This is a genomic window from Sandarakinorhabdus sp., assembly GCF_987265915.1.
On record NZ_OZ503948.1, the window covers coordinates 2,399,353 to 2,411,171 of the forward strand.

Annotated in this window: 9 protein-coding genes; 3 read left to right on the top strand and 6 right to left on the bottom strand. The window is 66.8% G+C overall.

Going from position 1 to position 11,819, the window contains the following annotated elements:
- Nucleotides 1-28: 28 nt before the first annotated feature.
- Genes AC6UUM_RS11800 through AC6UUM_RS11810 form a run of 3 tightly spaced genes read left to right on the top strand, consistent with a single transcriptional unit; the run spans nucleotide 29 to nucleotide 2,429 of the window.
- Nucleotides 29-574, top strand: a complete 546-nt coding sequence (locus tag AC6UUM_RS11800) for a DUF6931 family protein (RefSeq protein ID WP_500802473.1) — start codon at nucleotides 29-31, stop codon at nucleotides 572-574.
- Nucleotides 571-2,139, top strand: coding sequence for a type VI secretion system-associated FHA domain protein TagH (gene tagH / locus AC6UUM_RS11805; RefSeq protein ID WP_500802474.1), 1,569 nt, complete (start codon nucleotides 571-573; stop codon nucleotides 2,137-2,139). The genes AC6UUM_RS11800 and tagH overlap by 4 nt, the downstream gene beginning before the upstream one ends.
- Before the next feature lie 2 nt (nucleotides 2,140-2,141).
- Nucleotides 2,142-2,429: a PAAR domain-containing protein gene (locus AC6UUM_RS11810; protein WP_500802475.1), complete on the top strand. Its 288-nt coding sequence runs from the start codon at nucleotides 2,142-2,144 to the stop codon at nucleotides 2,427-2,429.
- Here the strand turns inward: AC6UUM_RS11810 and AC6UUM_RS11815 are convergent.
- The 6 genes from AC6UUM_RS11815 to tssK are packed head-to-tail and all read right to left on the bottom strand — an operon-like array spanning nucleotide 2,426 to nucleotide 11,800.
- Nucleotides 2,426-4,423 carry a serine/threonine-protein kinase gene (locus AC6UUM_RS11815; protein WP_500802476.1) on the bottom strand — a complete coding sequence of 666 codons (1,998 nt, stop codon included), beginning with the start codon at nucleotides 4,421-4,423 and terminating at the stop codon, nucleotides 2,426-2,428. The genes AC6UUM_RS11810 and AC6UUM_RS11815 overlap by 4 nt on opposite strands.
- Complete coding sequence (locus tag AC6UUM_RS11820) at nucleotides 4,420-5,163, bottom strand: PP2C family protein-serine/threonine phosphatase (protein WP_500802477.1); 744 nt, start codon at nucleotides 5,161-5,163, stop codon at nucleotides 4,420-4,422. The genes AC6UUM_RS11815 and AC6UUM_RS11820 overlap by 4 nt, the downstream gene beginning before the upstream one ends.
- Nucleotides 5,153-5,734 carry a type VI secretion system-associated protein TagF gene (gene tagF / locus AC6UUM_RS11825; protein WP_500802478.1) on the bottom strand — a complete coding sequence of 194 codons (582 nt, stop codon included), beginning with the start codon at nucleotides 5,732-5,734 and terminating at the stop codon, nucleotides 5,153-5,155. The genes AC6UUM_RS11820 and tagF overlap by 11 nt, the downstream gene beginning before the upstream one ends.
- A complete protein-coding gene (gene tssM / locus AC6UUM_RS11830; RefSeq protein ID WP_500802479.1) occupies nucleotides 5,734-9,117 on the bottom strand; it encodes a type VI secretion system membrane subunit TssM in 3,384 nt (1,127 codons plus the stop codon). The genes tagF and tssM overlap by 1 nt, the downstream gene beginning before the upstream one ends.
- Before the next feature lie 5 nt (nucleotides 9,118-9,122).
- Nucleotides 9,123-10,469 carry a type IVB secretion system protein IcmH/DotU gene (icmH, locus tag AC6UUM_RS11835; protein ID WP_500802480.1) on the bottom strand — a complete coding sequence of 449 codons (1,347 nt, stop codon included), beginning with the start codon at nucleotides 10,467-10,469 and terminating at the stop codon, nucleotides 9,123-9,125.
- Nucleotides 10,466-11,800, bottom strand: a complete 1,335-nt coding sequence (gene tssK, locus AC6UUM_RS11840; RefSeq protein ID WP_500802481.1) for a type VI secretion system baseplate subunit TssK — start codon at nucleotides 11,798-11,800, stop codon at nucleotides 10,466-10,468. Before tssK ends, icmH begins: the two co-directional genes overlap by 4 nt.
- Nucleotides 11,801-11,819: the final 19 nt, after the last annotated feature.

Consider the following 11,819-nt stretch of genomic DNA (forward strand, 5'->3'; position numbering starts at 1 on the left):
CACCGCTCCTGCACGCCCTTGGCCCCGGGTGAAATGGACCCGGGCCGGACAGGTTTCGGCACTGGCCGGCGACAATGCGCAACTTGAAGACATGCTGGAACTGCCGCCGGCCGAGGCGTTCGCGCAACTTCGTGAACGCGATGCCATCGAGGCGACCCATTTCATCGCGCATTGCCTGCAGCGGCTGGATGGCGTCCGCTGGCTGGCGCAGTGCCTTGGCTCCATGGCACCGACCAGCCAGGCGCGGCGGCTGGCGGCGCGCAAGGCCGTGAATCGGTGGCTGGCCGAACCATCCGACAACAACCGCCGCCTGGCGTTTGACGCGGGCGACACCGTTGGCTTTGAATCGGCGGAAGGCTGTGCATGCCTGGCCGTGTTCCTGACCGGCGGCAGCCTGGGGCCGGCCACGCAGGAACAGGCAGTGGCGGCGCCACCATCGGCATTCGGCCAGGCCCTGGCCGGCGCGGTCATCTTGGCGGCCTTGGATGATGATCCGATCAATCTTGCGCCGCGGCTCGATACCGCGCTTGCCGCCGCCGAGGCGATGGCCGCCGGAGTTGATACGCCGGCATGACTTGCACGCTTACCATCGAAAATGTCGCCAGCCTGACCTCGGGCGATCCCGTGGTGATGGCGCTCAACGAACATGGCCTGTCGATCGGTCGTGCCGCGCATGCCGATTGGACGCTGCCCGATCCGCGCAACATCGTCTCTTCGCTGCATTGCGACATCGATTTCGTCGATGGCCAATATGTGCTCAACGACCGATCGACCAACGGCACATTTGTCAACGGCGGCAACCAGCGCTTGAACGCGCCGTATGTGCTGCGTGACGGGGATCTGATCCGCATCGCCAGTTATGAAGTGCGGGTGGCGCTGGGGGGCAGCAGCAGCAGGGGCGGCCAAAATGGCAGCGGCGGCTTCGAGGCCAGCGCCGGGCTGGATTGGCTGGCGGTGGCCGGCGGCGGCAGCGCGCCCATCGATGCGCGCCAGTTCGGCCGTGAGGCTGCCAAGCCGCTGTTCCAGACCAGCAATGATCCGTTGATGGCGGGATTTGCCCCACCGCCACCCGTCGCTGCAGCGCCTGATCCGTTCGGCATGGCCGCTGGTGCGCCAGCCGCCGACCCGTTCGGCCTGACCGGCAATGCCGCGCCGCGGCCCAACCCGTTCGGCCTGGCACCGGGTGCGGCACCGCCCATGCCGGCAGCGGCGCCGGCAATCGATCCATTTGGCCTGTCAGCCCCGGCGCCGGCAGCAGCCGCGTTTCCGAGCGCCATGCCCGCGCCCGCTGCGCCATCCTTCGGCAATCCGTTCGGCGTGGCCAGCGGCAACGCACCCGATCCGTTCGGGGTGGGCGGCGGCGCACCGACGTTCGCGCCACCTGCCCCCGCTGCTGCGCCGCCAGCCGACAATCCCTGGGCCAAGCTGCACGCCTTCGACACCATCGATTTCGGCGCCGCGGCCACGACCGCGGTGGAGCCTGCACCGGCGGCTACACCGGCCTTGGCTTCCGCACCAGTCAGTCAGGCCCCGGCGAGCCAAGCAACGCCAGGCAGTGATGGCGGGCAAGCCTATGCGCAGTTTCTTGCCGCTGCCGGGTTGAAGCCGGGCGATATGGAGGGTGTGTCGGCGACCCAGGTGCTCGAAGCCGCCGGGCGCTTGCTGCGTCAGGCCACCGATGGGCTGATCCGGCTGCTCGATGCCCGCACCCGCGTGCGCCACCAGTTCGGCGTGGGCGCGCAGGTGACACGCTTCCAGGCGCAGGGCAACAATCCGCTGAAATGGACGCGCGTGCCCGAACAGGCGCTGCGACAGTTGGTGGGTGAACCCGATCGCGGTTTCCTGGGGGGAACGCAGGCGGTGCAAGGCGCGTTCGAGGACCTGCAAGCTCACGAAGTGGCAATGCTGGCAGCGATGCAGGAGGCCCTGGCCGCAACAGTGCAGCGTTTCTCGCCCGAAGCCATCAAAGCACGCGCCCAGGGACGCGGCGGCATCCTGCCCGGCGCCAAGGAAGCCGCGCTATGGCGGGCGTTCGAAACCGAATATCGCGCGCTCGCCGCCGAAAGCGATGCGGCCTATCTTGATCTGTTCGCGCGCCACTTCCGCACGGCTTACGAACGCAATGTGAAGAAGGACTGATAATGCCACCCGCATCGCGCATCACCGACATGCATGTCTGCCCGATGGTGACCGGCGTGGTGCCACATGTGGGCGGGCCGATCGTGCTGGGCTGCTTCACGGTGTTGACCGGCATGCTGCCGCAGGCGCGGGTGACCGACATGTGCGTGTGCGTTGGCCCACCCGACGTGATCGTCAAGGGCAGTGGTACCGTGCTCGTCGGCATGCTGCCGGCGGCCCGCATCGGCGATTCAACCGCGCACGGCGGTACCATCGTGCTCGGCCTGCCGACGGTGATGATCGGCGGTTAGCGGACCTCGATCCACCCGCTGGTGAGCTGGCAGGCATTGTTGCGGCAGGCGGTAGCGAAGGACGCCGGCGCTCCTGCGGCCGTTACCTCCGGCAAGGATTGCGGTGCAGCCGCAAGCACAAGCAGATAACGACCCGGCTTGCGCTCGAAGTCGATCGCACTGAGATTCAAGCCATACTCATCCAGGTCACCAGAAACCACAAGGCCTTTCGTTGTGGTTGCACGATCGTCAATGGACGACATCAGCAACCGCCCCGGCGGCCGATCAGTCACATGCAAATCGACCTGCACGTCACCTGCTGTTGAACCGCTGGGCAGGCTGGACAGGTTCAGTATCTGACTGCCCGGCATGCGGAAGCGCGTATCGGGGCTGGCAGCGGCCGCAGCGCGGATCGAATCCGCCACCCGGCAGGCCTGTGCCGACGGCGCGGAAACCGGTGCAACGCCGCTGCTGTCCAACTGCCAGCCGCCAACTCTGGCCGGTACAGTCGTGGACGACGCCCGCCACCCGGTCAATCGTACCCGGCCGGATTGTGGCAAACCATCAATACGCACATCGGCGCAGCGCAACTGGCCCAGCGCCGCGAACACCTGCGGCGCCGATGTTGCCCAATTCGCCGCGATGGTGACCGCTTGCGCACCAGCGGCTTCGGTCCCTGCGGGCACGGCACCGCTGCCCGGCGCCGGCGCCTTGGGGCCAGACAAGGCAAGCCACGCACCTCCGCCGATCACTATCGCCGCCACCGCCGCCAGGGCCGGGATCGGCAATTTGCCCTTGGGCTTGTCGGCTGGGGCGGCGACTGCTTCGGCTTTGACGAACGCCGGCGCGGCAGCGGCAGGCGCCGAGCCGTTCGGGGAGCTGGCCATGAACTGGGTGCCACGCGGATCAGCGGCCTCGGCCACCTCTTCCATGGTCTGGAAGCGATCGGCGGGATCGGGGGCCAGCATCTTGGTGATGATCGGCAGCAGATCAGCGGAAATGCCCGACAGATCGGGCACTGTTTCGCGCGCTTCCAGGGCATCGACGATGGTCACGCCCATTTCCACCGGCGCACCGCGCGCCAGCGCCGCGATCACCAGGCCCAGGCTGTAAATGTCGGTCCAGGCGCCGACGCGGCGGCCATATTTACCGAACACCTCGGGCGCGGCATAGCCGAACTTGCCGGCGAATGCCTCCCCCACCACGCTTTTCTGGCCGGGATTATTGTCTTTGGCGATGCCGAAATCGATGATCTTGCAACGATCGATATTGCCGCCAGGCAGCAGCACATTGTCGGGCGACAGATCCCGATGGATCACCCCGGCCTCGTGGGCGGCGTGCAGGCCCAGCGCCAACCGGCGCAGCACCCGGCGCACCAGGGCCGGATCGGCGGGTTCGCCATTCAGCACGTGCGCCATCGACGGGCCATTGACGTATTCAATGGCGAGATAATTGACGCCACGGCCGCGATCGAAGGCCAGGGCGCGATATTTCACCAGCGCGTCATGCCCAATCTTTTCCAGCGCACTGGCTTCACGGCGGAACAGCGCCATGAACTGATCATCGGCGGCATATTGCGACAGGATGACCTTGATCGCCACCTGTTCGCCCGACGCGATGTTGCGGCCTTCATACACCCGGCCCATGCCACCTTCGGCGATGAAGCGCACCACTTCGAACAGATCGTTCAGCTGCACACCGATCAACTGATCCTGATTGCTCGCGAAGTTGCTGATGATGGTCGGCGGTGGTGGCGGTCGATCAACGGGCGGCTGGGCATAGCTGCTGGCAAACGGATCGGGCGCCGGTGTCGAAGCCGGAGGAGTGGAATCCGGGGGTACCAAAACGGCAGGCGGCGCCGAAACACCTTGCTCGCGCAGCGCTGCGGCCAAGGCTTCGGGAGACGCGATCACCGTGCGCTCGCCGCCCGGCGACGCCGCTGGCGGCTGCGGGGTCACCGCATCGGGCTCGCCGTCTTCCGGGGTGCCACTGTTGGGGGGCAGGTCGGTGCTCATGCCTCGGTCCGCATCAATTCAGTCACTTCTTCCACAGACACCAGGATCACCGTAACATTATCGGGCGCGCCACGCGCCAGGGTTTCGGCAATCAACCGGTCGGCCACGCTGTCAATGGTGGGCAGGCGCAGCATCTGGGCAATCTCCGCATCGGGGATAACCTTGGTCAGCCCGTCACTGCACAACAGATATTGATCACCAGGCTGGGCCAGTTCGTGCACCGATTCCGTGCGCAACTGCGCCTCCGTACCAACTGCGCGTGACAGCACATGCGCCATCGGATGGGTCTCGGCTTCGGCGGCATCAAGAATGCCGCGGTCGATCAATTCCTGCACCACGCTGTGATCGCGGGTCAATTGCTGCAATTCCCCCCTGCGAAACCGATAGGCGCGGCTGTCGCCCACCCACAGGCACAGCACATCCTGGCCTTCCAGATGCAACAGCACGGCCGTGGTGCCCATCTGGCTGCCGGCGCGGGTCGCAGCCTCCACGATGGCGGTATTGCCGGCGTGCAGCGCCGCCAATATGGCGGGGCCGCGTTCGGGCAGCGGCACCGCCAGATCGACCGCCGCCAGATGGCTGGCGAGCGTTTGCGAGGCCCAATCGCCATGGGCGTGGCCGCCCATGCCATCGGCGACCATCCACAACGCGCCATCATCGCGGCCCAACGCCATGTCTTCATTCACGCTGCGCACAAGGCCGGGATGGCTTCGCACAGCGGATTTGTATCTAAGCCGCATCGCGCAAGCCTCCTTCCACCAAACGCCCGAGAGTCATGGCATCCAGCGTTGCGGCAGGCAACGCCACCGGCGGGCCAGCCGCGGGATTGGGCACCCAGAACGCGCTGCCGGTCGGGCACGACAGCGATGCCAGAAAGTGGCCGACTCCGTCACCGGCCGGCATTGAATCTGCCAACCGCGCGTGCAGGGCATCGGCATCGAGTTCGCCGGCCAGCGCATCATAGGCCGCCGCTTCGGCGGCAGCGGCAAAGCCCGGTTGCTGGCTGGCAACCGCCCACACCGCCACCGGCGGGCCAGCCACACCTGCGAGCAGCAGGAACAGCCGCCCCGCTGAATCGACAGTGGGAGTCACCACCCCGTGCACGCCCCATTCCCCGTCGAGCGCCAGCCAGCAATGCCACAATGGCGCCGATTGCATGGCCTGGCCAAAGCCCTCTTCACCCAACCGGGCGCGCAGCATGGCGACTCCATCGGTCAGCCAGGCATCGATGCGTGCCACCAGCGCATCGGGCCAGCCGCGCCAGATAAAATCGCCGTGCGCCGGCAATTTGCCGTAAAGGCCCGTCAGCATCACAACGCCGCCGGGCACCGCAGCGCGAACACGCCATCGGCAGCAAAGGGATCCGGGCCGGCAACGACTTCGACGTCAATGGCGGCGTCAGCACCATAGGCAAAGCGGTAACGGCCGGCGCCCAGCAACTGCTTGCGGCCCTTGGCCAACAGGCGGAACAGCGACCACGGCCCTTCCTCGCGCAAGCTCGGCGCACTGCCGCCCTGCAAGGGCGCCAGCTCGGCAATCTGCGAACCGGCCGCGGACCAGCCGAAGCGTTCCGGCGGATTGCCCGGCATCAGATCCATCGGGGCGCCGCCGACGCGCAGCCGCACGCCGCCCTTGATGCCCGGCACCGCGCTGACCCGCAGCACCAGATTGCCGCCCATCAACGCTTCGGCATCGCTGGCACGCTGGAACTGCCGCGCCGATGTGGCGCGGAAACTGCGCACAGTGGGTTCGGCGACCCAGGTCCACGGCTTGTTTCCGGCCGGGCGCACCAGATAGCTGCCCAGCGTGTCCCGCGCGAAGCCCGCCATTTGCGCGGCCGCGCGGCTGACATCGGCCGGGGCCAGATCGGCACCGGTGCCGAATGGATAGCCTTCGCCAAACACACGCGCACAATCTGCCGCTACCGTAGCTGCATAAGCCCCACGCAATTCAGTGGTGCGCTGCGTTTCCGCGGCGTTGCTCGATCCGCTCGCCACTTGCGCCACGAAAGCGCCCAGTTCCGGCGCGCCTGCGCTGGCATTCTGCGCCGCCACCTGCAGCTCGGCCGCCGCCGCCGCGATTGCCCCAGCACCACCGCCGCCACCGCCACCAGCCACCTTGGCCTGCGCCAAGGCCAGTTGGTAGCGGCCCAGCGCATCCAGCAGCTGGCCAATCTGCGGCGTCGGCCCGCCGGCATAGTCGCGCAGGCCCTGGAAATTGGCTTCGATCATGCGTGCCGCGGTTGCCGCCGCACCGCGCCCGGCTTCGGCTGCCAGCGCCTTGCCGGCGGCCTGGCCCAGCACGCCGCCCGGCACGGTCGGCGCCGCCAGCTTTGGCGACAGGCCGATGACATTGGCCACCACCTGGTCGCTGATCTTCTTCAGCGGTGAGGACCCCTTGTTGGCCAGCCGCGCCAGCGCCGTGGTGTCTTGCGCATAATCGCCGGGCTGCGGCGCCTGCAGCACGGCCTTCCAGCGGCGCGAATATTCATCGGCATAAAGCGCGCCCAGCTGCTCCATATTCAACGGCACCTGGGCGGCGGCGCTGCTGCCCAGCATCCAGCTGTCGCGATCCAGCGCGGCCCGGATGGTAGCCAAATTGCCGACAAAGCCCGCCTGGAAACCCGCCTTGGTGAAGATGGACGGCACCGACAGTGCTTCCAGCTCGGCCGGATTGGCAAAGGCCTGCGCCTCGCCAGGCAGCAGGGCATTGCCGACCATGCGCCAGGCCTGGCCCGTCACTTGCTGCTTCATCAGCGCCAAAGCGCGCTGTTCGGGGGTCATCGCCGCGACAATGCCCTGCGTCGCCGTCACCAGCGGGCCATCGAGCAGGGCGCCGGTCAATTGCCGGCCAAAGCGGCCTTCATCGGCCAGCAGCGCCCGCGCATGGGCGAGGATGCGCTGGCGCGTCGGGGCATTTTCCTCACCGGGAAAGGCCCGTGCCACCAGATCGGCTTCGAGCCATTGCAACACATAGGCATCATCACGCTTGGCCCCGGCGCGGTTGCCCAGCATCAGATAGACCTTCAGCGGTTCATACACCGCCACCGGATCATCACCAGCAGCGCGCAAGGCGCTTTCGGCCGCAACGATCAGGCGCGGCAACAGATAGCGCTGCAAGCCATCGCGATAGGCACGCGCCGATTCATCGGCCAGCGCGGTACGATAAAGGCCAAAACGCTGGCCAAGCGGCGGAGCGGCTGCCGGGGTGACGCCATAAGGCAATTTATCGCGCAATGCGTCGAGCAGATCGAGCGGTTCGGCCAGCGAAGCCGACAAGGCCACCCGATCACCCGGATCGAGATTGGCCTGCAATGACTTCATGCCATCGGCCGCCACCAGCGTTGAATCCTGGCCGCCACGGTTGCTGACAAAGCTGGCAATCATCGCGCCCGCCAGACCGAGAACGACCAGCCCGCCGGCAACACCCGCCGCGATCTGCAGATTGCGCACCCGCTTGCGCCGCGCCAGATCAGGTCCGGCCAGGCCGGCTTCCGGGATGATCACTTCGGCGAGCAGGCGATTGACGAAAAAGGCGCGCGGATTGGACGGCCGGGCGCGCTGGCCCTGCCCGATCGCACTCGACAGGCTGCCGAGCAGGCGATCGAACGGTGTGCCCTGCTGCACCCCGCTGGTGAAATAAAAGCCGCGCAACCGCGCAGTTGCCGCATGCGGCGTGGCCGCAGCGCCACTGCCGAACACGCCATCGAGCAGCCGGATCAGCCGCGACCGCAAATCGATGAAGCGCGCCGGCACGGTGAAGGCGGCACCGCGGCGCACCGGATCGCCTTCGGCTTGCAACCGCGACGGCAGCCGATCGGCCAGCGCCTGCACGGCATCGTCATAGCCGGCGGCCAGGCTGGCCATGGTCGGGCGATCCGGCCCGAAGGCCAGCGTATGGCCCACAACCGAACGCCGGCCTTCCACCGACAGATCGTCGAAAAACTCCGTGAAGCCGACGAGCAGATCGGCCTTGGTGAACAGCACATAGACCGGCAATTCCAGGCCGAGTTCGCGCGACAGTTCGGCAATGCGGGCGCGCAGAGTCACCACATGCTTGTCGAGCGCTTCGGCGCCGGCCTTGCCGAGTTCATCGAGGCCGATGGCGACGATCACGCCGTTCAAGGGTTGCAGCGGCCGGGCTTTCTTGAGTGTGCCCAGAAACTTGCGCCAGCCTTGTGCATCGGCGTTCGCGCTGCTGTCCTGGCTGGTATAGCGCCCGGCCGTGTCGATCAGCACGGCTTCATCGGCAAACCACCAATCGCAATTGCGAGTGCCGCCCACGCCGGCCGCCGCTTCGTCATTCAGCAGGCGCAGCCCGCTTTTCTGGATCAGCGTCGTCTTGCCAGAGCCAGGCGGCCCGATGATCACATACCAGGGCTTGGCATAGAGCGCGCCTTTCCCGTCGGCCTTCACCCGATCGAGCGCGGCGCGCATCTTGGCGGCCATCGCGTCGCCTTCGAGATCGGCGGGCTTGGCGATGGCTTCGGTCAAGGCTGCATCGGCCTTGCGCCGCCGCCACAGGCGCCAGCCGACAGCGCCAGCCAGCACCAGCCAGACCAGCGCGATCAGCCACCAGCGCAGGAACAGCGCCGATGCGATCAGCGGCCCGCACACCAGGAACAGCACGATGCTGATCAGCACGGCGGAACCCACCGCCAGCACCCACCAATTGCCGAATATCTTGCGAATCATGGCCATCATTCGCTCCGCGGCAGCACGAGTTCGACGCGCCGGTTCAGCGCCTTGGCCTCCGGTGTGTCGGCACGATCCACCGGTTCCTGATCGCCGCGCCCTTCGGCCGACAATCGCGCCGCATCGCCAACCAGCGGCGCCAGCAGCGAGACGACATCTTCGGCGCGCGCCTGGCTGAGCGCCAGATTGTCCGGATAGGATGCGGCCAGCGCGCCGCGGATCGGATCACTGTCGGTGTGGGCGACCACGGCGATAGGGCCTGATTCCGGCGCCAGCGCGCGTCCGGCATCTTCGATCAACGGCACATAGTCCAGCGCCAGCAGCGACGCGCCGGCCGTGAACATGCCCGATTGCAGCCCGGGGCAAGCGGAAATGATCAGCCTTATGGTGGCGCCATCATCGCGCGCCTCGATGCACGGATTGCGCAGCCGGGCCCTGATGCGTTCCAACTGGGTGGATTGCTGTTGCGGCACATCGGCGCCCAGCCGATCAATGCGGCCGGCAACGATCGGCGGCAAGGGCCGCAGTGCCGTGCGGGCCGGTTCATCACGGCTGTCCAGCCACAGTTTCAGCACCAAGAAAATGATCAGCAGCAGCGCGGCAGCGGCAGCGGCGGCCAATACGGCGCGCACCAGCCAGCCGACTCGCGGCATCGGCGTGGGCTTGCCCTGCCATTGCGGCACCAGATCGGTTTCCGGGCGCGGCCTGATGCCGGACAGCGCGTTGTGGATGGCCGACATGCGGCCATCAACCTGTTGGCGGCCATCCGGCGCAATCCGGGCGCGGCCCAGAAAGCCCACGGCCAGGCAGGCGTGATATAGTTCCAGCATGTCGAGATTTGCCGCTGGGCGCTGCAACATCGTATCGAGGATGGTGAAGAACTGGTCGCCGCCAAAGGCCTGGCCGAAACTTTGCACAACAAGGCTCGATCGCGCCCAATCCGATTGCATGCCGCCGGGCAGATTCTGCACAATGTCATCGACCGTGGCGAGCGCAGCATAGCGCGCGCGGGCATTGTCTTCGGCGGACAGATTCATCCCCGTCAGCAGTTTCTCAAACGCCTTGGCCTCTTCGCCGGCACGGGCGCGCAGCGCGGCGACATCATTGACCTGACGATCCGCCTGCACGGCGGCGGCCAGCGCCAGCAGCCGGGCCGCAGCGGCGGTGAGCAGGTTGCGCACCCGCATCGGCACATCGATCGCCGGCACATCGTCGGCCGCCCAGGATCGCGGTGGCGGGGCGCCGCCCGACGGTGGGCCACCGCCGCCAGAGGGTGGCGGTGGCGGCGGCGTGCCGCCACCTTGCGCCGCAGCCAGCGGCGATGGGCGAAACACGGTCTTTTCCCCGCTCATCGCGTTGTCCTCCGCACGCACCACAATTCCATGGCAAGATCAGGCCATTCCCCAGCGATATACAAGCCCAATGCCGGCGCCGTGGCAAAGTCTTTCCAATCGGGATGGCTGCGATCAAGTTCAAAATAGACATAACCGGCCATGGCGCGGATCTGGCTGGGCGGTGCCGCCACCGGGGCCAGCGGCACGCCGGGCAGCGCCGCCTGCACCAACTGCTGCATCTTGGTGACGGCGCCGATCTTGGTCACCGACGGCAGCGCACGGCGCACGTCCTCGGCGGGCCGGCGCGTTGAAACGGCCAGATAGAAACGCCCCTGATCATAAAGGCCGCGATCGGTAATGGTGGACACATAGGCACCAGGCTGAATCAGCTTGAGTTCAAGCTGCACCGCGGAACGGCTGAATTCGGTGGAGAGGCCCGCGCGCAATGCATCGACCACCGGCTTGAAGCAGGCTTCCAGATCCTCGTGATCATAGGTCGGAAAATCGCCGGGGCGGCGATCGGCGCGGGTGAAGGTAGCGAGTTCGCCGGCGAAGGAAACGAACCCGGTGAACAGGCGCTCGGGATGAACCCGTTCCAGACGTTGCAGATGTTTGAGTTCGGGCTGCCAGCGGTTGAGCAGTTGCAGCAGCAGATAGGCGGCAAAGGTCTCGCTGCCGCCATCGGCACCTTCGACCGCGCGCATAGACAATTCGTCTTGCCGCTGTTCGAGACGGCCCAGAATATCGACCAGAAAGCCGGCCAATGTCGGCGACGCCCGGATATCGAGTACCGGCGGGATATAGTTTTCATCCCAGATGATCTTGCGGCCAACCCGTTCGCGGATGCGGGCAATGCCGATGCGGGTGCGCCCGGCAAGATCGGCCGCATCGATGCCGAAATGCAGGTTGGGCAGCGCGATTTCAATCAGTTCGGCGTTGCGATCGGGATCGGCCTGGTCAACGACTTCGCGTTCGGCGACCAGATAGCGGGTGACATTGGCATCAGCGCTGTCGGGCCGGGTATAGACCACGGCCCCATCCTGCCGCGCCGGCAGGGTGAGATAGACGATATCGCCGCGCACCTGATCATCGACATCGAAGGGTGGAGGCGGCGGCAGGCTGCCGGGGACCGCGACCACTTCGCCATCGGGCATCACTGCCACCAACCGACGCACCCCGACCTGCGCGCCGCTGGCGAGATCCTCATCGAGCGTGAGTTCGATCAGCCCCCAGGGGTGAGCAACAGCGCCGGCAAATCGCGCATGCAACGCAGCCGCAGCCGCATCACCAGACAGTTGCAGATGCTGCGGCCGCAGGAACAGACCTTCAGACCAGACAGGATGCGTCACGTCACTTTACCCCCCACCT

What these genes read in the sequence shown, in the direction of transcription:
- tagF (WP_500802478.1), bottom strand. Translation starts at nt 5,734, where the DNA reads ATGCTGACGGGCCTTTACGGCAAATTGCCGGCGCACGGCGATTTTATC.
- AC6UUM_RS11815 (WP_500802476.1), bottom strand. Translation starts at nt 4,423, where the DNA reads ATGAGCACCGACCTGCCCCCCAACAGTGGCACCCCGGAAGACGGCGAG.
- tagH (WP_500802474.1), top strand. Translation starts at nt 571, where the DNA reads ATGACTTGCACGCTTACCATCGAAAATGTCGCCAGCCTGACCTCGGGC.
- AC6UUM_RS11820 (WP_500802477.1), bottom strand. Translation starts at nt 5,163, where the DNA reads ATGCGGCTTAGATACAAATCCGCTGTGCGAAGCCATCCCGGCCTTGTG.
- icmH (WP_500802480.1), bottom strand. Translation starts at nt 10,469, where the DNA reads ATGAGCGGGGAAAAGACCGTGTTTCGCCCATCGCCGCTGGCTGCGGCG.
- AC6UUM_RS11810 (WP_500802475.1), top strand. Translation starts at nt 2,142, where the DNA reads ATGCCACCCGCATCGCGCATCACCGACATGCATGTCTGCCCGATGGTG.
- tssM (WP_500802479.1), bottom strand. Translation starts at nt 9,117, where the DNA reads ATGATTCGCAAGATATTCGGCAATTGGTGGGTGCTGGCGGTGGGTTCC.